The sequence below is a fragment of the Stenotrophomonas sp. 86428_Sma genome (genome assembly GCF_056481585.1).
The window spans coordinates 857961-876776 of the sequence record NZ_CM151156.1 but is presented as its reverse complement, the minus strand read 5'-3'; the positions used below and the strand labels follow the sequence as shown (position 1 = coordinate 876776).

The following is an 18816-nucleotide window of genomic DNA, read 5'->3' as shown; positions in this document are numbered from 1 at the left end:
TTTCTTACTCCGTTACGCTGCCGCCGGCAGCTTCGATCGCAGCCTTGGCACCAGCCGTGGCAGCGATACCCTTCAGGGTGAACGCCTTGGTCACTTCGCCCTTGACGACGACCTTGGCCTTCTTTGCAGTGCTCGGGACCAGCTTGGCAGCACGCAGCGCGGCGAAGTCGATCTCACCGGCCGGCAGCTTGTCCAGCGCGTACAGCAGCACTTCAGCGGTGTCCTTGGCGATCGGCGAACGGAAGCCGATCTTCGGCAGACGACGCTGCATGGGGGTCTGGCCGCCTTCGAAGCCAGCCTTGATCTTGCCGCCACCCTTGCGGGCGAACGAACCCTTGTGGCCGCGGCCGGCAGTCTTGCCCAGGCCCGAGCCGATACCGCGACCGACGCGGGTACGCTCGGTGCGGGCGCCCGGTGCCGGGCTCAGTTCATTGAGACGCAGAGTCATGGTCGATTACTCCTCAACCTGGACGAGGTACTGAACCTTGTTGATCAGGCCGCGCACCTGCGGGCTGTCCTTCAGTTCACGCACATCGTTGAGCTTGTTCAGGCCCAGGGCACGCACCGACAGGCGGTGACGCGACTGGGTGCCACGCAGGCCACGCACCAGGCGGACCTTGACAGTCTTGTTGGACTCATTAGCCATGGTTGAGTTCCTCCACCTTCTTGCCGCGCTTGGCCGCGATGCGGGCCGGCGACTGCGCAGCAGACAGGCCCTTCACGGTGGCACGCACCAGGTTGATCGGGTTGCGCGAACCGGTGGCCTTGGCCAGCACGTTCTTCACGCCAACCGCTTCCAGCACGGCGCGCATGGCACCGCCGGCGATGACGCCGGTACCTTCCGAAGCCGGCTGCATGAACACGCGGGCTGCGCCGTGACCATCCTTGATGGTGTGCCACAGGGTGCCGTTGTTCAGGTCAACGCTGACCAGGTTCTTGCGGGCCTGTTCCATCGACTTCTGGATGGCGACCGGCACTTCGCGGGCCTTGCCATAACCGAAACCGACCTTGCCTTCGCCGTCGCCGACAACGGTCAGGGCGGTGAAGGTGAACTGGCGGCCACCCTTGACGGTCTTGCTGACGCGGTTGACCGCGACCAGCTTTTCGATCATGCCGTCGTCGATCTTCTCTTCGCGGTTACGGTCGCGATCGCGACCCCGCTGCTGACGCTCTTCTGCCATGTTGATTCCTTGGTTGTTTGGGTATGTACGGCTCGAAGCCGCTTATGGTTGTGGCGTGACGCGGCGTTCCGGTGGGCCGCTGCAGAAGAGCGGCGCCGTCCAGCCTCACTCAGGCTGGCGAGCAGGCAGGCAGGAGGCCAATGACCCCCTGCCCTTGTCCCTTAGAACTGCAGGCCGGCTTCGCGGGCCGCTTCTGCCAGGGCCTTGATGCGGCCGTGGTAGCGGTAGCCCGAACGATCGAAGGCAACCTTCTCGACGCCGGCGGCCTTGGCGCGCTCGGCGACGATGCGGCCAACCTTGGCGGCGGCATCGGCGTTCTTGCCGTTCTTCAGGCCTTCCATGACGTCGGTCTGGGTGGTGTTGGCGGCAGCCAGCACCTTGGAACCGTCGGCGGTGAAGACCTGGGCGTACAGGTGCTGGCCGGTGCGCAGCACCGACAGGCGGGCGACGCCGAGCTCACGGATGTGGGCGCGGGTCGACTTGGCGCGACGCAGGCGGGCGATGTTCTTGTTCATTTTGATTATTCCTTGAAAGCTGAAGGAAGAGCTTTTCCCTGAGAAGTCCGCACAGGGATGTGCGGGCTCTTGCGAGGGACTCGCGCTTATGCCTTCTTGGCTTCCTTACGGATGATGACTTCGTCGGAGTACTTCACGCCCTTGCCCTTGTACGGCTCCGGCTTGCGGAACGCACGGATCTTGGCGGCAACTTCACCGACGACCTGCTTGTCAGCGCCCTGGACCAGGATCTCGGTCTGGGTCGGGGTCGACAGGGTGATGCCTTCCGGCGCCACGAACACGACCGGATGCGAGAAGCCCAGCGACAGGCTCAGGTCCTTGCCCTGCATGGCAGCGCGGTAACCCACGCCGACCAGCTCCAGCTTGCGCTCGAAGCCTTCGGACACGCCCTTGACCATGTTGGACAGGATCGCACGCACGGTACCGGTCAGTGCGACCAGCTCGGCGTTCTCGGTGCTCAGGGTGGCAACGCCGTTGTCGACGTTGATGGCAATACCGGCCGGCTTGGCCAGCGACAGGGTGCCCTTCGGGCCCTTGGCGGTGACGCTGTCCGACTGGACGTTCAGTTCAACCTTACCCAGGTCGATCGGCTTCTTGGCTACGCGGGACATAGTTCTACTCCTTTCGCCTTAGGCCACGAAGCACAGGACTTCGCCGCCGACGCCCAGCTGGCGCGCCTGCGCATCAGTCATGATGCCCTTGGAGGTGGAAATGATGGAGATACCCAGGCCGTTCATGACCTTCGGCAGCTCGCTCTTGCCGCGGTACTGGCGCAGGCCCGAACGCGAGAAGCGCTTCAGGGTCGCGATGACCGGCTTGCCTTCGAAATACTTCAGCACGATTTCCAGCTCGGACTTGTTGTTTTCCAGCTGGGTCACGCGCAGGTCGGTGATGTAACCCTCGTCCTTCAGGACCTGGGCAATCGCAACCTTGATCTTGGACGACGGGGCTTTCACCGTCTGCTTGCCAACCGCGGCCGCATTCTTGATGCGGACCAGCAGGTCGGCGATGGGATCAGTCATGCTCATATGAGTACCTTTGAGTGCACCGATATCCGCTTTCGCGAAAATCTGTTGTCTCCTGGAAACGGGCCAGGCCCCTTGTTGCAGCGGGCCGGAAGCCCACTCCTACAACCCCGTCTGCACAGGGCAAGACGCGGGAGTATACGCCAAAAGAGCCCGGCTTGCGCCGGGCTCTTCGGTTTTTTTGCGTCGGGAAAGCTGAATGCCTCCCCTGCCCGGTTCAGGAACCCCCGAAGGGGCTCCTGATCGCAGGGCCGGCCGGGATTACCAGCTGGCCTTGCGCAGACCCGGGACGTCGCCACGCATGGTGGCTTCACGCAGCTTGTTACGGCCCAGGCCGAACTTGCTGTAGACGCCACGCGGACGACCCGACAGCTCGCAACGGTTGCGCTGGCGGCTCGGCGACGAATCGCGCGGCAGCTTGGCCAGCTTGGTTGCGGCGTCGATCTTCTCTTCGTAGGTCGCGTCCACGGAGGACACGATCTTCTTCAGAGCTGCACGCTTTTCAGCGTACTTCTTTGCCAGCTTTTCCCGCTTGATGTCGCGGTTGACCATGGAGGTCTTTGCCATTTCGGTTTCCTCGACAGATCAGTTACGGAACGGGAACTTGAACGCTGCCAGCAGCGCCTTCGCTTCCGCGTCGGTCTTCGCAGTGGTGGTGATGGCGATATCCATACCGCGGATCGCGTCGACGGCGTCGAAGTCGATTTCCGGGAAGATGATCTGCTCCTTCACACCCATGTTGAAGTTGCCGCGGCCGTCGAAGGAACGACCGGAAACACCACGGAAGTCGCGCACGCGCGGCAGCGAGATGTTGATCAGGCGATCCAGGAACTCGTACATCTTGTGGCGACGCAGCGTGGTCTTGCAGCCGATCGGCCAACCATCGCGGATCTTGAACGACGCAACCGACACACGCGACTTGGTGACAACCGGCTTCTGGCCGGAAATCTTGGTCATGTCGCCGACGGCGTTTTCCAGGATCTTCTTGTTGGTGGCCGCTTCGCCGACACCCATGTTCAGGGTGACCTTGACCAGCTTCGGCACTTCCATCGGATTGGTGTAGCCGAACTGCTTCATCAGCGCCGGCACCACTTCGTCCTTGTAGAACTTTTCGAGACGGGAACTCATCTTCTCATTCCTCAGGCGTCGAGCGCCTCACCGCTGGAGCGGAACACACGCAGTTTGCGTCCATCCTCCAGCACCTTGAAGCCAACGCGTTCGCCCTTGCCCGAAGCCGGGTTCAGAACATTCACGTTGGAGATATGGATCGAAGCTTCGCGCTCGACCACGCCGCCGGCAACACCTGCCTGCGGGTTCGGCTTGGTGTGGCGCTTGACGATGTTCACGTTGGCGACGACCACACGGTCGCCGTCGACGCGGACGACTTCGCCCTGCTTACCCTTGTCCTTGCCAGCGTTGACGACAACCTGGTCGCCCTTCTTGATACGGTTAGCCATGATTATCTCCTGTCGCTCACAGCACTTCGGGAGCGAGCGAGACGATCTTCATGAACTTCTCCGAACGAAGTTCACGGGTCACCGGCCCGAAGATACGGGTACCGATCGGCTCCTGCTTGCTGTTCAGCAGAACGGCAGCGTTGCCGTCGAAGCGGATCAGCGAGCCGTCGGCGCGACGCACACCCTTGCGGGTACGCACCACGACGGCGTCATACACTTCACCCTTCTTGACCTTGCCGCGCGGAATCGCATCCTTCACGGTGACCTTGATGATGTCGCCGATGCCGGCGTAACGGCGCTTGGAACCACCCAGCACCTTGAAGCACATCACCTGCTTGGCACCCGAATTGTCCGCGACGTCAAGGTAGCTCTGCATCTGGATCATGATTCAGCTCCTTATTCAGCCGCGCGCGTGATGACTTCCACCACGCGCCAGTTCTTGGTCTTGGACATCGGAGCAATCTCGGTCACGCGGACGACATCGCCTTCCTTGCAGGCGTTGTCGGCATCGTGGGCGTGCAGCTTCGTCGAGCGCTTGATGTACTTGCCGTACAGCGCGTGCTTGACCTGACGCTCAACCAGGACGGTAACCGTCTTGTCCATCTTGTTGCTGACGACACGGCCTTCGACCGTGCGCAGCGTCTTCTTTTCAGTATTGTCGCTCATAGCGGCCATCCTTACTTCGTGCTGCCGAGCAGGGTCTTGACGCGAGCAATCTCGCGACGGACCCGGCGAATGTCGTGGGTCTTCGGCAGCTGGCCGGTGACCTGCTGCATACGGACAGAGAACTGTTCCTTACGCAGGTCGATCAGGTGGGCCTTGAGTTCGTCAGCCGACTTTTCACGGAGAGTTTTGATATCCATCAGCGCACCGTACGGGTCACGAAAGTGGTGGTGACCGAGAGCTTGGCGGCGGCCAGGCGGAACGCCTCGCGAGCCACTTCCTCGGAAACACCCTCGATTTCATAGATCATGCGGCCGGGCTGGATCTGGGCCACCCAGTATTCCACGTTGCCCTTACCAGAACCCATTCGGACTTCGATGGGCTTCTTGGTGATGGGCTTGTCGGGGAACACGCGGATCCACATCTTGCCGCCGCGCTTGACGTAGCGGCTGATCGAGCGGCGGGCCGCTTCGATCTGACGCGCGGTCAGCTGACCGTGTGCGGTTGCCTTCAGGCCGTATTCGCCGAAGCTGACAGCGTTGGCGCTCCAGCTCAGGCCATCGTTACGGCCCTTGTGTACCTTGCGGTACTTGGTTCGCTTGGGTTGCAACATTGTCGTTACCTCGCTTCACGGGCCGGGCGCTGACGGTCACCACGGTCGCCGCGATCGTGACGATCGTTGCGCGACGGGGTGTCGTCCTGCTTTTCCTGGCCAACCTGGGAGAAATCGAAGACCTCGCCCTTGTAGATCCAGACCTTGATGCCGATGATGCCGTAGGTCGTCTTGGCTTCAGCGAAGCCATAGTCGATGTCGGCACGCAGGGTGTGCAGCGGCACGCGGCCTTCGCGGTACCACTCCGAACGGGCGATTTCTGCACCGTTGAGGCGGCCACCGACGTTGACCTTGATGCCCAGGGCACCCAGACGCATCGCGTTGCCGACCGAGCGCTTCATTGCACGGCGGAACATGATGCGACGCTCCAGCTGCTGGGCGATCGACTCGGCAACGAGCTGCGCGTCCAGTTCCGGCTTGCGCACTTCGGTGACGTTGATGTGCGCCGGGACGCCCATCATCTCGCTCACTTCCTTGCGCAGCTTCTCGATGTCCTCACCGCGCTTGCCGATCACCACGCCCGGACGGGCGGTGTGGATCGTCACGCGAGCGGTCTTGGCCGGACGCTCGATCAGGATCTTGCTGATGCCGGCCTGAGCCAGCTTCTTGCGCAGCATGTCGCGCACTTTCAGGTCGGCTGCCAGGTAACCAGCGAACTCGGCCTTGTTGGCGTACCACTTGGAGTTCCAGTCCTTGGAAATGCCGAGGCGGATACCAATCGGATGAACTTTATGACCCATGGTCTTTTCCTTATCCGCTTACTTGGCGGCGCCCACAACCACAGTGATGTGGCTGGTGCGCTTGAGGATGCGGGTACCGCGGCCTTTCGCCCGCGCCATGAAACGCTTCAGGGTCGGACCTTCATCAACCATGATGGTCTGAACCTTCAGCTCGTCGACGTCGGCGCCCTGGTTGTTCTCGGCGTTGGCAATTGCCGACTCCACCACCTTCTTGATCAGGTGGGCAGCCTTCTTGTCCGAGAACTTCAGCAGGTTGACCGCACGCTCGGCCGGCAGACCGCGCACCTGGTCAGCGACCAGACGAGCCTTCTGCGGGGAGATGCGCGCAGTGCGCAGGATGGCTTTCGCTTCCATTGTCATCTCTCCTTACTTGCCCGACTTCTTGTCACCACCGTGACCCTTGAAGGTCCGGGTGATGGCAAATTCGCCGAGCTTGTGGCCGACCATGTTCTCGTTGACGAGAACCGGGATGTGGTTCTTGCCGTTATGCACGGCAATGGTGACGCCTACCATGTCAGGCAGGATCATCGAACGGCGCGACCAGGTCTTGATCGGCTTCTTGCTGCCCGCAGCGGCCTCCACCTTCTTGACGAGGTGGTGATCGACGAACGGGCCCTTCTTGAGTGAACGTGCCATGGTCGATTAGCCCCTACGATCGCGGACGATGAACTGCTGAGTGCGCTTGTTATGGCGCGTCTTGTAACCCTTGGTCGGGACACCCCACGGGGTGACCGGATGCGGATTACCCTGGCCGGCCTTCGCCTCACCACCACCGTGCGGGTGGTCAACCGGGTTCATGGCAGCACCACGAACGGTCGGGCGGACGCCGCGCCAACGCTTGGCACCGGCCTTGCCCAGCTTTTCCAGGCTGTGCTCGTCGTTGCCGACTTCGCCGATGGTGGCGCAGCACTCGACCGGAACCTTACGCATTTCACCCGAGCGCAGGCGCAGGGTGGCGTAGATGCCTTCGCGAGCCACCAGCTGCACGGCCGCACCAGCGGCGCGAGCGATCTGAGCGCCCTTGCCCGGCTTCAGTTCGATGCAGTGGATGGTGGTGCCGACCGGGATGTTGCGCAGCGGCAGGGTGTTGCCAGCCTTGATCGGGGCATCCGAACCAGCGATCACCTGATCACCAGCCTTCAGGCCCTTCGGGGCGATGATGTAGCGACGCTCACCGTCGACGTAGCACAGCAGAGCGATGTGCGCGGTGCGGTTCGGATCGTATTCGATGCGTTCCACGCGCGCCGGGATGCCCAGCTTGTTGCGCTTGAAGTCGATGATGCGGTAGTGCTGCTTGGCACCACCACCGACGTGACGCACGGTGATGCGGCCATGGTGGTTTCGACCACCCGAGCGGCTCTGCGACTCGACCAGCGCAGCGTGCGGAGCACCCTTGTGCAGGTCGGGAGTGACCACGCGCACGGCCGAACGGCGGCCGGGGGAAGTGGGCTTGAATTTCATCAATGGCATGGGATGTACCTCAGGCCTTGGCCGTTACATCGATCGACTGGCCATCGGCCAGGCGAACGTACGCCTTGCGCCAATCGCCGCGGCGGCCAGCACGGTTACGGAAGGACTTGTTCTTGCCCTTGACGTTGACCACGTTGACGGCTTCGACCTTGACGTCGAACAGCTGCTCAACCGCGGCCTTTACATCGGCCTTGGTGGCTTCGTTCGAAACTTCGAAGACATACTGGTTGGAGAGTTCCTGCAGGCGCGCGGTCTTTTCGGAGACACGCGGGGCACGCAGCACGCTGAAGATTTTTTCGTTGCTGTTCATGCCAGCCACTCCTCGACCTTCTTGACCGCGTCAGCGGTGATGACGACCGTGTCGGCACCCACCAGCGAGACCGGATCCAGACCCTGGACGTCACGCACCTGCACGTACGGCAGATTGCGGGCGGACAGGTACAGGTGCTCGGACGCTTCTTCGGTGACGATCAGCGGGCGCTTGCCCACTTCCAGGCCGGCCAGCTTGGCGATCAGACCCTTCGTGTTGGTCACTTCGACGTCGAAGGACTCCACGATGGTCAGACGGCCCTGACGGTTCAGCTCGGACAGGATCGCGCACATGGCGGCACGGTACTGCTTACGATTGACCTTCTGCTCGAAGCTGCGCGGCTTGGCCGCGAAGGTGACACCGCCGCCGACGAAGATCGGAGCCGTCAGTGCGCCATGACGCGCGCCGCCGCCCTTCTGCTTCTTCGACTTCTTGGTGGTACCAGCCACTTCGGAGCGAGTCTTCTGTGCCTTGGTGCCGGCGCGACCGGCGTTGCGGTAGGCAACGACGACCTGGTGGACCAGATCTTCGCTGAAATCGCGACCGAACACGGCGTCGGAGACCGAGACCTTGTTGTTGCTACCCGTGATAACGAGTTCCATCGTCATCTCTCCTTATGCCTTGCTCGCCGGACGGACGATCACGTCGCCACCCGCCGCGCCCGGAACGGCGCCGCGAACGGCGATCAGACCGCGCTCGACGTCGACCTTGACCACTTCCAGGTTCTGGGTGCTCTGCTGCACCGCGCCCATGTGGCCCGACATCTTCTTGCCCGGGAAAACGCGACCCGGGGTCTGGCGCTGACCCAGCGAACCCGGCGCGCGATGCGACAGCGAGTTACCGTGGGTTGCATCGCCCATACGGAAGTTGTGGCGCTTGATGGTGCCCTGGAAGCCCTTACCCTTGGTGACACCCTGGACGTCGACGATCTGGCCGACTTCGAAGATGTCCGCCTTGACTTCGCCGCCAACGGCGAAATCGCCGAGCTGCGCGTCTTCAACGCGGAATTCCCACAGGCCACGACCCGCTTCCACCTTCGCCTTGGCGAAGTGGCCGGCTTCTGGCTTGTTGACCAGGGCAGCGCGACGCGCGCCGACGGTCACCTGCACGGCGCTGTAGCCGTCGGTTTCGACGGTCTTGATCTGCGCGATGCGGTTCGGGGTTGCTTCGATCAGGGTCACCGGGATGGAGCGGCCATCTTCAGTGAACACGCGGCTCATGCCAGCCTTGCGGCCCACGAAGCCCAACGAATACTTCTTCGTCATGGTCGTAGTCCTCAGGTCAGCTTGATCTGAACGTCGACGCCGGCAGCCAGTTCGAGCTTCATCAGCGCGTCCACGGTCTTGTCATTCGGGTCAACGATATCGAGCACGCGCTTGTGCGTGCGGGTCTCGTACTGGTCACGCGCGTCCTTGTCGACGTGCGGGGAAACGAGAACGGTGTAACGCTCGATCTTGGTCGGCAGCGGGATCGGGCCACGCACTTGCGCGCCGGTCCGCTTTGCCGTTTCAACGATCTCGCTGGCCGAACGGTCGATCAGACGATGATCGAACGCTTTCAGCCGGATCCGGATCTTTTGGTCCGCCATGGCGGTAGGTTCCTTCGTTAAAAGAGCGACAGACAAAGCCTCTGGGTTGCTTTGTCCCATGAAATTCCTGAATACGGACGGCCCGCAGTCCTGCAGGCCGCCAAGGTCACTCCATAGACCTCAAAAACGTAGGCAGACCAGTTACCCGGCCTGCCCAGACGTAGAAGCATAATGGCACGCAAGGCAGCTGTCAACAGTCGCCTGTTGACGCCGCCTGAATGGCATTGACCCTTCCTGGTCCGGGGAACACAAGGCACATCCTGTGCCTGCTTTCCCATTTGATACGCCCCGATGCCCTACCCAGGCAACATCGGGGCGCTGATACTACCAGATTACTCGATGATCTTCGAGACCACGCCGGCGCCGACGGTACGGCCGCCTTCGCGGATGGCGAAGCGCAGACCTTCGTCCATGGCCACCGGGTTGATCAGGGTGACTTCCATCTTGACGTTGTCACCCGGCATCACCATTTCGACGCCTTCCGGCAGCTTGGCGGCGCCGGTGATGTCGGTGGTGCGGAAATAGAACTGCGGACGGTAGCCGTTGAAGAACGGGGTGTGGCGGCCGCCCTCGTCCTTCGACAGGACGTACACTTCGCCTTCGAACTTGGTGTGCGGCTTGATCGTGCCCGGCTTGGCCAGCACCTGGCCACGCTCGACGTCGTCACGCTTGGTGCCGCGCAGCAGCAGGCCAGCGTTGTCGCCTGCCTGACCCTGGTCCAGCAGCTTGCGGAACATTTCAACGCCGGTCACGGTGGTCTTCTGCACCGGACGGATGCCGACGATTTCGATTTCGTCGCCAACCTTGATCACGCCGCGCTCGATACGACCGGTCACCACGGTGCCGCGGCCCGAGATCGAGAACACGTCTTCCACCGGCATCAGGAACGGCTTGTCGATCGCACGCTCCGGCTCCGGAATCCAGCTGTCCAGCGCGTCGACCAGCTTCAGGATGGCCGGCACGCCGATGTCGCTCTGGTCGCCTTCCAGCGCCAGACGGGCCGAACCGGCGATGATCGGGGTGTCGTCGCCCGGGAACTCGTACTTGCTCAGCAGTTCGCGCACTTCCATCTCGACCAGCTCGAGCAGCTCGGCGTCGTCGACCATGTCGGCCTTGTTCAGGAACACGACGATGTACGGCACGCCGACCTGGCGCGACAGCAGGATGTGCTCACGGGTCTGCGGCATCGGGCCGTCAGCGGCCGAGCACACCAGGATCGCGCCGTCCATCTGGGCGGCACCGGTGATCATGTTCTTGACGTAGTCAGCGTGGCCCGGGCAGTCAACGTGGGCGTAGTGACGGATCGGGGATTCGTATTCGACGTGCGCGGTCGAGATCGTGATGCCACGCGCCTTTTCTTCCGGCGCGGCGTCGATCGAGGAGTAGTCCTTGAACTCGCCACCGAAGCGCTCGGCACCGATCTTGGTCAGTGCGGCGGTCAGCGTGGTCTTGCCGTGGTCGACGTGACCGATGGTGCCGACGTTGACGTGCGGCTTGGTGCGTTCGAACTTACCCTTTGCCATTGTTCTATACCTTGATTGTTCGTAAGTGGTTTCAAGAGAGGCTGAGCGAGGCTCAGCCCTTCTTCATGACGGCTTCGGCGATGTTGGTCGGAGCCGGCTCGTAGTGATCGAATTCCATGGTGAAGGTGGCGCGGCCCTGGGTCTGCGAACGCAGTGCAGTGGCGTAGCCGAACATTTCACCCAGCGGGATCATCGCGTTGATGATGCTGGCCGAACCGTCACCGGTGGTGTCGGAACCCTGCAGCACGCCGCGACGACGGCTGACGTCGCCCATCACGTCACCCTGGTAATCCTCCGGGGTCACGATCTCGACCTTCATGATCGGCTCCAGCAGCACCGGCTTGGCCTTGGCGAAGCCCTGCTTGAAGGCCATCGACGAAGCCAGCTTGAACGCCATTTCCGAGGAGTCGACGTCGTGGTACGAACCGAACACCAGCTTCACCTTGACGTCCACGACCGGGAAGCCAGCCAGCGGGCCGCTGGTGATGGTTTCGCGCAGGCCCTTCTCGACCGACGGGATGAATTCCTTCGGGATCACGCCGCCGGTGATGTCGTTGATGAACAGGAAGTCGTCCTTGATCATCGGAGCGATCTTCGGATCGGCACGGTCGGCAGCAGTGATCGGCGACAGTTCGATCACGACGTGACCGTACTGACCCTTACCACCGGACTGCTTGGCGTGCTTGTAGTCCGACTTGACGTCAGCCAGGGTGATGGTTTCGCGGTAGGCCACCTGCGGCGCGCCGACGTTGGCTTCAACGTTGAACTCGCGCTTCAGGCGGTCAACGATGATGTCCAGGTGCAGCTCGCCCATGCCCGAGATGATGGTCTGGCCGGATTCTTCGTCGGTCTTGACGCGGAACGACGGATCTTCCTGTGCCAGACGGCCCAGGGCCAGGCCCATCTTTTCCTGGTCCGACTTGGTCTTCGGCTCGACGGCCATCGAGATCACCGGCTCCGGGAACGTCATGCGCTCCAGGATGATCGGGGCGTCCACGGCGCACAGGGTGTCACCGGTGGTGGTGTCCTTCAGGCCCACGGCAGCGGCGATGTCACCGGCCAGAACTTCCTTGATTTCCTCGCGGTTGTTCGAGTGCATCTGCAGGATGCGGCCGATGCGCTCCTTCTTGCCCTTCACCGAGTTCAGCACGGTGTCGCCACCGTTCAGGGTGCCCGAGTAGACACGGAAGAAGGTCAGCGCGCCGACGAACGGGTCGGTGATGATCTTGAAGGCCAGCGACGAGAACGGAGCCTTGTCGTCCGACTTGCGGGTCATTTCGACGGTGTCGTCGTCAACGTCCACGCCCTTCACGTCCGGCACGTCGACCGGCGACGGCAGCAGCTGGATCACGCCATCCAGCATGGCCTGCACGCCCTTGTTCTTGAAGGCCGAGCCGCAGTACATCGGCACGATCTCGGTGGCCAGGGTGCGGGTACGCAGGGCATTGATGATTTCAGCCTCGGCCAGCTCTTCGCCGCCCAGGTACTTTTCCATCAGCTCTTCGCTGGCTTCGGCAGCGGTCTCGACCATGAACTGGCGAGCCTCTTCAGCCGGGCCCTGCAGTTCGGCCGGGATGTCGCCGTATTCGAACTTCATGCCCTGCGAAGCTTCATCCCAGTGGATGGCCTTCATCTTCAGCAGGTCGACGACGCCCTTGAAGTTGTCTTCAGCGCCGATCGGCAGCTGCATCGGCACGGCAACCGCGCCCAGCTTGGCCTTCAGCTGGCCGACGACCTTCTGGAAGTTGGCACCGGTACGGTCCATCTTGTTGACGAACGCGATGCGCGGCACGTGGTACTTGTTGGCCTGGCGCCACACAGTTTCCGACTGCGGCTGCACGCCACCGACGGCGCACAGGACGAAGACGGCACCGTCGAGCACGCGCAGCGAGCGCTCCACTTCGATGGTGAAGTCGACGTGCCCGGGGGTGTCGATGATGTTGAAGCGGTGCTCCGGCAGGGACTTGTCCATGCCCTTCCAGAACGCGGTGGTGGCAGCGGACTGGATCGTGATGCCACGCTCCTGCTCCTGCTCCATCCAGTCCATGGTGGCGGCGCCGTCATGCACTTCACCGATCTTGTGGCTCTTGCCGGTGTAGAACAGGATGCGCTCGGACGTGGTGGTCTTGCCGGCATCGATGTGAGCCATGATGCCGAAGTTACGGTAACGCTCGATGGGAGTGGAACGGGCCACGGGAGCCTCTCAGATTTCTTGGATTTCGGATGGCCGAACGCCGCCTTTCGGCGGCCTTCGGATTGGCGCAGTCCTTCTGGGACCGCGAGGCAGCACGCACCGAAGTGGTGCTGCCCTGCCTGTTTTACAAGGCCGTCAAACTCACCAGCGGTAGTGGGCGAATGCCTTGTTGGCTTCGGCCATGCGGTGGGTTTCTTCGCGCTTCTTGATGGCGCCGCCACGGTTTTCCGAGGCGTCGATCAGTTCAGCAGCCAGCTTCTTCGGCATGGTGTTCTCACCACGCTTGCGCGCGGAGTCGATCAGCCAGCGCATGGCCAGGGCCATCTTGCGCGACGAACGCACTTCGACCGGCACCTGGTAGGTGGCACCACCGACGCGACGCGACTTGACTTCGACCGCCGGAGCGACGTTGTCCAGAGCCTTCTGCACCAGTTCAATGGCGTTGGCGCTGCTGTTCTTCTCGGTGATCACGTCCATGGCGCCGTACACGATCTTTTCGGCGACGGACTTCTTGCCGCTCTGCATGACCATGTTGATGAAGCGGGCGATGGTTTCGCTTCCGTGCTTCGGATCGGGCAGGACGGAACGCTGCGGAGTATTACCCTTACGCGACATAGTGCTCTCTCCTTATGCCTTCGGACGCTTGGCGCCGTACTTGGAACGGGCCTGGCGACGCTTGGCAACGCCGGCGGCGTCGAGCGAGCCACGAACGGTGTGGTAACGCACACCCGGCAGGTCCTTGACGCGACCGCCGCGGATCAGGACCACGGAGTGCTCCTGCAGGTTGTGGCCTTCACCACCGATGTAGGAAATCACTTCTTCCTGGTTGGTCAGGCGGACCTTGGCAACCTTGCGCAGAGCCGAGTTCGGCTTCTTCGGAGTGGTGGTGTAGACACGGGTGCAGACGCCACGGCGCTGCGGGCACTTGTCGAGCGCCGGCGAGGCACTCTTGTAGGTGGTCGCTTGCCGCGGCTTGCGGACCAGCTGGTTGATCGTCGCCATCAGTAGGTTCTTCTGATTGGTGGCCGGAAAATCCGACCAGAGATGCGGAAATGTTAAAGCAGGCCGAAATTCTGGCCTGCTGAGACAGACGATTGTAGCAACCTGCCAGGAAAGCAGTCAAACGCCTCCTGTCAAGCCCGTTCCTGATCCCGGAACGTTACTGGGGGGCCTCCATGTACCCCGTTCAGGTTGGCCGGGTCGATCGCGGACGATCTCCCCTGCCCTTTCCCACTCCCATCGATGGACCGATGGGGTGGTCCGGCCTAGCGGCCGGACCGGATACCTCATTCTTCGCCCGAGGCCTGTTCAGCTTCGGCTTCAACCACCGGTGCCTCGACCGCAGCCGGGGTGCCGGCCAGGGTCTGCATTTCCGACTCGGTGAGACCGGAAGCACCGCGACGGCGGTTGCTGTGGTACGCCAGGCCGGTACCGGCCGGAATCAGGCGGCCCACGATGACGTTTTCCTTCAGGCCACGCAGGTTGTCCGAGGTGCCGCGGACGGCCGCTTCGGTCAGCACGCGGGTGGTTTCCTGGAACGACGCGGCCGAGATGAACGATTCGGTCGCCAGCGAGGCCTTGGTGATACCCAGCAGGACCGGATCGAAGTGCGCCGGCAGCTCGTTGCGGGTCGACAGGCGCGCATTCTCCTCGATAACGCGCTGACGCTCCACCTGTTCGCCGTTCAGGAACTTGCTGCTGCCCTGGTCGGTGATCTCGACCTTGCGCAGCATCTGGCGGGTGATCACCTCGATGTGCTTGTCGTTGATCTTCACGCCCTGCAGGCGGTACACGTCCTGGATTTCCTTCACCAGATAGGCCGCCAGCGGCTCGACACCCAGCAGGCGCAGGATGTCCTGCGGGCTCGGCTCGCCGTCCACGATGGTTTCACCCTTGGTGACATGCTCGCCTTCGAACACGATGACCTGGCGGTACTTCGGGATCAGCTCTTCGTGCTCCGAACCATCGGTGTCCTTGATGATCAGGCGCTGCTTGCCCTTGGTGTCCTTGCCGAAGCTGATGATGCCCGAACGCTCGGCCAGCACCGCCGGATCCTTCGGCTTGCGCGCTTCGAACAGGTCGGCCACGCGCGGCAGACCACCAGTGATGTCGCGGGTCTTCGACGCTTCCTGCGGGATCTTGGCAACGACGTCACCCACGCCCACCGGGGCGCCATCCTGCAGGTTGACGATCGAACGCGGCGGCAGCAGGTACTGCGCCGGCAGGTCGGTGCCCGGGATCGACAGGTCGTTGCCCTTGGCATCAACGATGCGCACGATCGGGCGCAGGTCCTTGGCCTGGGTACCACGACGCTTCGGATCGGTGATTTCGCGCGAAGCGAGGCCCGTCAGCTCGTCGGTCTTCTCGATGACGGTGATGCCGTCGACGAAGTCGATGAAGCGGATGAAGCCGGCCACTTCCGACACGATCGGGTGGTTATGCGGATCCCAGTTGGCCACGGTCTGGCCAGCCTTGATCGCATCACCGTCCTTGGACGTGATGGTCGCACCGTACGGCAGCTTGTAACGCTCACGCTCACGGCCGTGGGCATCGAGCACCGAGATTTCGCCCGAGCGCGACACTGCCACCAGCGAGCCATTGGCGTGCTCGACCGACTTGAGGTTGCTGAACTTGACCGAGCCGGTGGTCTTGACGGTGATGTTGTCGACCGCAGCAGCTCGCGACGCCGCACCACCGATGTGGAACGTACGCATGGTCAGCTGGGTACCCGGCTCACCGATGGACTGGGCGGCGATGACGCCGACCGCTTCACCGATGTTGACCAGGTGGCCACGGGCCAGGTCGCGGCCGTAGCAGCGCGAGCAGACGCCGAAGGCCGATTCGCAGGAGATGGTCGAGCGGACCTTGATGGTCTGCACGCCGGCATCTTCCAGCTTGGCAACCCAGGCTTCGTCCAGCAGGGTGTTGCGGGTGACGATCGGATCTTCGTCGTTGCCCGGCAGGAACACGTCCTCGGCAACCACGCGACCCAGCACGCGGTCCTTCAGCGGCTCGACCACGTCGCCGCCTTCCACGATCGGGGTCATGATCAGGCCTTCGGTGGTACCGCAATCCACCTCGGTGATCACCACGTCCTGTGCCACGTCGACCAGACGACGGGTCAGGTAACCCGAGTTCGCGGTCTTCAGCGCGGTATCGGCCAGACCCTTACGGGCACCGTGGGTGGAGTTGAAGTACTCCTGCACGTTCAGGCCTTCGCGGAAGTTCGCCTTGATGGGCGTCTCGATGATCGAGCCGTCCGGGCGGGCCATCAGGCCACGCATGCCGGCCAGCTGACGGATCTGCGCCTGCGAACCACGCGCACCGGAGTCGGCCATGATGTACAGCGAGTTCATCGACTTCTGGTCGATGGTCTCACCCTTGGCATTGACCACCTTCTCGGTACCGATGGTGTCCATCATCGCCTTGGCGATGCGCTCGTTGGTGCGCGACCAGATGTCGACCACCTTGTTGTAGCGCTCGCCGGCGGTGACCAGGCCCGACTGGTACTGCTCCTGGATTTCCAGCACTTCGGCTTCGGCCTCGGTGAGGATGCCCTTCTTCTCGTCCGGGATCAGCATGTCGTCGATGCCGATCGAGACGCCGGCGCGGGTCGCGTAGGCGAAGCCGGTGTACATCAGCTTGTCGGCGAACACGACCGTGTCCTTCAGGCCCAGCTGGCGGTAGCTGGAGTTGATCAGGCGGCTGATGTTCTTCTTGGTCAGCTCGGTGTTGGCCAGCGCGAACGGCAGGCCTTCCGGCAGGATTTCAGCCAGCAGGGCGCGACCGATCGTGGTGTCCACGATCGAGGTCTTGTTCTGCTTGTTGCCGTCTTCGTCGGTCACCACTTCGGTGATGCGGACCTTGACGCGCGCGTGCAGTTCCACCACGCGGTTGTCGTAGGCACGCTTCACTTCGGCGATGTTGGCGAAGGCCATGCCCTCGCCCTTCTTGTTTTCCAGCGAGCGGGTCATGTAGTACAGACCCAGCACGACGTCCTGCGACGGCACGATGATCGGCTCGCCGTTGGCCGGCGACAGGATGTTGTTGGTCGACATCATCAGCGCACGCGCTTCCAGCTGGGCTTCCAGCGAGAGCGGCACGTGGACGGCCATCTGGTCACCGTCGAAGTCGGCGTTGAACGCGGTGCAGACCAGCGGGTGCAGCTGGATGGCCTTGCCTTCGATCAGCACCGGCTCGAACGCCTGGATGCCCAGACGGTGCAGGGTCGGCGCACGGTTCAGCATCACCGGATGCTCGCGGATGACCTCTTCCAGGATGTCCCAGACTTCGGCTTCTTCGCGCTCGACCAGCTTCTTGGCGGCCTTGATGGTGGTGGCCAGGCCACGACGCTGCAGCTTGGCGAAGACGAACGGCTTGAACAGCTCAAGCGCCATCTTCTTCGGCAGGCCGCACTGGTGCAGGCGCAGGTACGGACCGACCACGATGACCGAACGGCCCGAGTAGTCGACGCGCTTGCCCAGCAGGTTCTGGCGGAAGCGGCCCTGCTTGCCCTTGATCATGTCGGCCAGCGACTTCAGCGGGCGCTTGTTGGTGCCGGTGATGGCACGGCCACGACGGCCGTTGTCCAGCAGCGCATCGACCGATTCCTGCAGCATGCGCTTTTCATTGCGCACGATGATGTCCGGCGCACTCAGTTCGAGCAGGCGGCGCAGGCGGTTGTTACGGTTGATGACGCGGCGGTACAGGTCGTTCAGGTCGGAGGTCGCGAAGCGGCCGCCATCCAGCGGAACCAGCGGACGCAGGTCCGGCGGCAGCACCGGCAGCACGGTCATGACCATCCACTCCGGACGGTTGCCCGATTCCAGGAAGGCTTCGATCAGCTTGATGCGCTTGGTGAGGCGCTTGAGCTTGGTTTCCGAACCGGTAGCGGCGATTTCCTCGCGCAGGCGGGTCATTTCCGACTGCAGGTCGATCGTGCGCAGCAGTTCGTACACGGCCTCGGCGCCCATCGCGGCGTCGAAGTCGTCACCGTGCTCCTGGCGGGCCTGCAGGTACTGTTCTTCGGTCAGCAGCTGGCGGCGTTCCAGGGCGGTCAGGCCCGGCTCGGTCACCACGTAGGCTTCGAAGTACAGCACGCGCTCGATGTCGCGCAGGGTCATGTCCAGCATCAGGCCGATGCGCGACGGCAGCGACTTCAGGAACCAGATGTGCGCGACCGGCGAGGCCAGGTCGATGTGGCCCATGCGCTCACGGCGCACCTTGGCCAGGGTCACTTCGGTGCCGCACTTTTCGCAGACCACGCCGCGGTGCTTCATGCGCTTGTACTTGCCGCACAGGCACTCGTAGTCCTTCACCGGGCCGAAGATGGCGGCGCAGAACAGGCCGTCACGTTCCGGCTTGAAGGTACGGTAATTGATGGTTTCCGGCTTCTTCACTTCGCCGAAGGACCACGAACGGATCAGGTCCGGCGAGGCCAGCGCGATCTTGATCGCGTCGAAGTCCAGCGTCTGGCGCTGCTGGTTGAAGAGGTTGAGCAGGTCTTTCATGGTGTTCTCCAGAAGGAGGAATGCTGT

26 protein-coding genes are annotated in these 18816 nt (G+C 62.7%); all 26 read right to left on the bottom strand.

Features of this window, described 5'->3' with window-relative positions; genetic code table 11:
- Positions 1-4 precede the first annotated feature (4 nt).
- The gene (rplO, locus tag ACZK3J_RS03990) at positions 5-448 is read right to left on the bottom strand and encodes a 50S ribosomal protein L15 (protein WP_004154498.1); all 444 of its coding nucleotides are present in this window, start codon (positions 446-448) and stop codon (positions 5-7) included.
- Positions 449-454: 6 nt separating this feature from the next.
- Positions 455-646, bottom strand: coding sequence for a 50S ribosomal protein L30 (rpmD, locus tag ACZK3J_RS03985; protein ID WP_005408214.1), 192 nt, complete (start codon positions 644-646; stop codon positions 455-457).
- On the bottom strand, positions 639-1181 hold the full coding sequence (gene rpsE / locus ACZK3J_RS03980; RefSeq protein WP_005408213.1) for a 30S ribosomal protein S5: 543 nt from the start codon (positions 1179-1181) through the stop codon (positions 639-641). Before rpsE ends, rpmD begins: the two co-directional genes overlap by 8 nt.
- 161 nt (positions 1182-1342) lie before the next feature.
- Complete coding sequence (gene rplR, locus ACZK3J_RS03975; RefSeq protein WP_024957318.1) at positions 1343-1702, bottom strand: 50S ribosomal protein L18; 360 nt, start codon at positions 1700-1702, stop codon at positions 1343-1345.
- 80 nt (positions 1703-1782) lie between these two features.
- Positions 1783-2307, bottom strand: coding sequence for a 50S ribosomal protein L6 (gene rplF / locus ACZK3J_RS03970; protein ID WP_049401434.1), 525 nt, complete (start codon positions 2305-2307; stop codon positions 1783-1785).
- Positions 2308-2325: 18 nt separating this feature from the next.
- Positions 2326-2724: a 30S ribosomal protein S8 gene (gene rpsH, locus ACZK3J_RS03965; RefSeq protein ID WP_005408210.1), complete on the bottom strand. Its 399-nt coding sequence runs from the start codon at positions 2722-2724 to the stop codon at positions 2326-2328.
- A gap of 258 nt (positions 2725-2982) precedes the next feature.
- A complete protein-coding gene (gene rpsN, locus ACZK3J_RS03960; RefSeq protein ID WP_005408209.1) occupies positions 2983-3288 on the bottom strand; it encodes a 30S ribosomal protein S14 in 306 nt (101 codons plus the stop codon).
- A gap of 18 nt (positions 3289-3306) precedes the next feature.
- Positions 3307-3849, bottom strand: coding sequence for a 50S ribosomal protein L5 (gene rplE, locus ACZK3J_RS03955; protein ID WP_004154491.1), 543 nt, complete (start codon positions 3847-3849; stop codon positions 3307-3309).
- Between the two features lie 11 nt (positions 3850-3860).
- The gene (rplX, locus tag ACZK3J_RS03950) at positions 3861-4178 is read right to left on the bottom strand and encodes a 50S ribosomal protein L24 (protein ID WP_004154490.1); all 318 of its coding nucleotides are present in this window, start codon (positions 4176-4178) and stop codon (positions 3861-3863) included.
- Positions 4179-4194: 16 nt separating this feature from the next.
- Positions 4195-4563 (bottom strand): 50S ribosomal protein L14, encoded by a 369-nt coding sequence (gene rplN, locus ACZK3J_RS03945; RefSeq protein ID WP_004145357.1) that lies wholly within the window; start codon positions 4561-4563, stop codon positions 4195-4197.
- Positions 4564-4574: 11 nt separating this feature from the next.
- A complete protein-coding gene (gene rpsQ, locus ACZK3J_RS03940; RefSeq protein WP_004154489.1) occupies positions 4575-4844 on the bottom strand; it encodes a 30S ribosomal protein S17 in 270 nt (89 codons plus the stop codon).
- A gap of 11 nt (positions 4845-4855) precedes the next feature.
- Positions 4856-5041, bottom strand: coding sequence for a 50S ribosomal protein L29 (gene rpmC / locus ACZK3J_RS03935; protein ID WP_004154487.1), 186 nt, complete (start codon positions 5039-5041; stop codon positions 4856-4858).
- The gene (gene rplP / locus ACZK3J_RS03930) at positions 5041-5454 is read right to left on the bottom strand and encodes a 50S ribosomal protein L16 (RefSeq protein ID WP_004154486.1); all 414 of its coding nucleotides are present in this window, start codon (positions 5452-5454) and stop codon (positions 5041-5043) included. The genes rpmC and rplP overlap by 1 nt, the downstream gene beginning before the upstream one ends.
- A 5-nt stretch (positions 5455-5459) precedes the next feature.
- The gene (gene rpsC / locus ACZK3J_RS03925) at positions 5460-6194 is read right to left on the bottom strand and encodes a 30S ribosomal protein S3 (RefSeq protein WP_005415414.1); all 735 of its coding nucleotides are present in this window, start codon (positions 6192-6194) and stop codon (positions 5460-5462) included.
- 18 nt (positions 6195-6212) lie between these two features.
- Positions 6213-6548 carry a 50S ribosomal protein L22 gene (rplV, locus tag ACZK3J_RS03920; RefSeq protein ID WP_004145348.1) on the bottom strand — a complete coding sequence of 112 codons (336 nt, stop codon included), beginning with the start codon at positions 6546-6548 and terminating at the stop codon, positions 6213-6215.
- 12 nt (positions 6549-6560) lie between these two features.
- A complete protein-coding gene (gene rpsS, locus ACZK3J_RS03915; RefSeq protein ID WP_004154485.1) occupies positions 6561-6830 on the bottom strand; it encodes a 30S ribosomal protein S19 in 270 nt (89 codons plus the stop codon).
- A 6-nt stretch (positions 6831-6836) separates the two neighbouring features.
- The gene (rplB, locus tag ACZK3J_RS03910; RefSeq protein WP_004145339.1) at positions 6837-7664 is read right to left on the bottom strand and encodes a 50S ribosomal protein L2; all 828 of its coding nucleotides are present in this window, start codon (positions 7662-7664) and stop codon (positions 6837-6839) included.
- A 10-nt stretch (positions 7665-7674) separates the two neighbouring features.
- Positions 7675-7974, bottom strand: a complete 300-nt coding sequence (rplW, locus tag ACZK3J_RS03905) for a 50S ribosomal protein L23 (RefSeq protein WP_004145338.1) — start codon at positions 7972-7974, stop codon at positions 7675-7677.
- Positions 7971-8576, bottom strand: coding sequence for a 50S ribosomal protein L4 (gene rplD, locus ACZK3J_RS03900; protein WP_004145337.1), 606 nt, complete (start codon positions 8574-8576; stop codon positions 7971-7973). The genes rplW and rplD overlap by 4 nt, the downstream gene beginning before the upstream one ends.
- 12 nt (positions 8577-8588) lie before the next feature.
- Complete coding sequence (gene rplC, locus ACZK3J_RS03895) at positions 8589-9239, bottom strand: 50S ribosomal protein L3 (protein ID WP_004145336.1); 651 nt, start codon at positions 9237-9239, stop codon at positions 8589-8591.
- 11 nt (positions 9240-9250) lie between these two features.
- Positions 9251-9562 carry a 30S ribosomal protein S10 gene (gene rpsJ / locus ACZK3J_RS03890; RefSeq protein ID WP_005408208.1) on the bottom strand — a complete coding sequence of 104 codons (312 nt, stop codon included), beginning with the start codon at positions 9560-9562 and terminating at the stop codon, positions 9251-9253.
- Between the two features lie 332 nt (positions 9563-9894).
- The gene (tuf, locus tag ACZK3J_RS03885; RefSeq protein WP_049416993.1) at positions 9895-11085 is read right to left on the bottom strand and encodes an elongation factor Tu; all 1191 of its coding nucleotides are present in this window, start codon (positions 11083-11085) and stop codon (positions 9895-9897) included.
- Positions 11086-11137: 52 nt separating this feature from the next.
- A complete protein-coding gene (gene fusA / locus ACZK3J_RS03880; RefSeq protein WP_049422946.1) occupies positions 11138-13279 on the bottom strand; it encodes an elongation factor G in 2142 nt (713 codons plus the stop codon).
- Between the two features lie 141 nt (positions 13280-13420).
- Positions 13421-13894: a 30S ribosomal protein S7 gene (gene rpsG, locus ACZK3J_RS03875; RefSeq protein WP_004145321.1), complete on the bottom strand. Its 474-nt coding sequence runs from the start codon at positions 13892-13894 to the stop codon at positions 13421-13423.
- Between the two features lie 12 nt (positions 13895-13906).
- Positions 13907-14281, bottom strand: a complete 375-nt coding sequence (gene rpsL, locus ACZK3J_RS03870; protein WP_004145320.1) for a 30S ribosomal protein S12 — start codon at positions 14279-14281, stop codon at positions 13907-13909.
- Between the two features lie 284 nt (positions 14282-14565).
- Complete coding sequence (rpoC, locus tag ACZK3J_RS03865) at positions 14566-18789, bottom strand: DNA-directed RNA polymerase subunit beta' (protein ID WP_101764974.1); 4224 nt, start codon at positions 18787-18789, stop codon at positions 14566-14568.
- Positions 18790-18816: the final 27 nt, after the last annotated feature.

What these genes read in the sequence shown, in the direction of transcription:
- rplX (WP_004154490.1), bottom strand. Translation starts at nt 4,178, where the DNA reads ATGGCTAACCGTATCAAGAAGGGCGACCAGGTTGTCGTCAACGCTGGC.
- rpmD (WP_005408214.1), bottom strand. Translation starts at nt 646, where the DNA reads ATGGCTAATGAGTCCAACAAGACTGTCAAGGTCCGCCTGGTGCGTGGC.
- rplV (WP_004145348.1), bottom strand. Translation starts at nt 6,548, where the DNA reads ATGGAAGCGAAAGCCATCCTGCGCACTGCGCGCATCTCCCCGCAGAAG.
- rpsC (WP_005415414.1), bottom strand. Translation starts at nt 6,194, where the DNA reads ATGGGTCATAAAGTTCATCCGATTGGTATCCGCCTCGGCATTTCCAAG.
- rplW (WP_004145338.1), bottom strand. Translation starts at nt 7,974, where the DNA reads ATGAACAGCAACGAAAAAATCTTCAGCGTGCTGCGTGCCCCGCGTGTC.
- rpsH (WP_005408210.1), bottom strand. Translation starts at nt 2,724, where the DNA reads ATGAGCATGACTGATCCCATCGCCGACCTGCTGGTCCGCATCAAGAAT.
- rplO (WP_004154498.1), bottom strand. Translation starts at nt 448, where the DNA reads ATGACTCTGCGTCTCAATGAACTGAGCCCGGCACCGGGCGCCCGCACC.
- tuf (WP_049416993.1), bottom strand. Translation starts at nt 11,085, where the DNA reads ATGGCAAAGGGTAAGTTCGAACGCACCAAGCCGCACGTCAACGTCGGC.
- rpsE (WP_005408213.1), bottom strand. Translation starts at nt 1,181, where the DNA reads ATGGCAGAAGAGCGTCAGCAGCGGGGTCGCGATCGCGACCGTAACCGC.
- rpsL (WP_004145320.1), bottom strand. Translation starts at nt 14,281, where the DNA reads ATGGCGACGATCAACCAGCTGGTCCGCAAGCCGCGGCAAGCGACCACC.
- rplF (WP_049401434.1), bottom strand. Translation starts at nt 2,307, where the DNA reads ATGTCCCGCGTAGCCAAGAAGCCGATCGACCTGGGTAAGGTTGAACTG.
- rpsN (WP_005408209.1), bottom strand. Translation starts at nt 3,288, where the DNA reads ATGGCAAAGACCTCCATGGTCAACCGCGACATCAAGCGGGAAAAGCTG.
- rpsG (WP_004145321.1), bottom strand. Translation starts at nt 13,894, where the DNA reads ATGTCGCGTAAGGGTAATACTCCGCAGCGTTCCGTCCTGCCCGATCCG.
- rplC (WP_004145336.1), bottom strand. Translation starts at nt 9,239, where the DNA reads ATGACGAAGAAGTATTCGTTGGGCTTCGTGGGCCGCAAGGCTGGCATG.
- rplN (WP_004145357.1), bottom strand. Translation starts at nt 4,563, where the DNA reads ATGATCCAGATGCAGAGCTACCTTGACGTCGCGGACAATTCGGGTGCC.
- rplB (WP_004145339.1), bottom strand. Translation starts at nt 7,664, where the DNA reads ATGCCATTGATGAAATTCAAGCCCACTTCCCCCGGCCGCCGTTCGGCC.
- rpmC (WP_004154487.1), bottom strand. Translation starts at nt 5,041, where the DNA reads ATGGATATCAAAACTCTCCGTGAAAAGTCGGCTGACGAACTCAAGGCC.
- rpsQ (WP_004154489.1), bottom strand. Translation starts at nt 4,844, where the DNA reads ATGAGCGACAATACTGAAAAGAAGACGCTGCGCACGGTCGAAGGCCGT.
- rplD (WP_004145337.1), bottom strand. Translation starts at nt 8,576, where the DNA reads ATGGAACTCGTTATCACGGGTAGCAACAACAAGGTCTCGGTCTCCGAC.
- rpsJ (WP_005408208.1), bottom strand. Translation starts at nt 9,562, where the DNA reads ATGGCGGACCAAAAGATCCGGATCCGGCTGAAAGCGTTCGATCATCGT.
- rplE (WP_004154491.1), bottom strand. Translation starts at nt 3,849, where the DNA reads ATGAGTTCCCGTCTCGAAAAGTTCTACAAGGACGAAGTGGTGCCGGCG.
- rpoC (WP_101764974.1), bottom strand. Translation starts at nt 18,789, where the DNA reads ATGAAAGACCTGCTCAACCTCTTCAACCAGCAGCGCCAGACGCTGGAC.
- rplP (WP_004154486.1), bottom strand. Translation starts at nt 5,454, where the DNA reads ATGTTGCAACCCAAGCGAACCAAGTACCGCAAGGTACACAAGGGCCGT.
- rpsS (WP_004154485.1), bottom strand. Translation starts at nt 6,830, where the DNA reads ATGGCACGTTCACTCAAGAAGGGCCCGTTCGTCGATCACCACCTCGTC.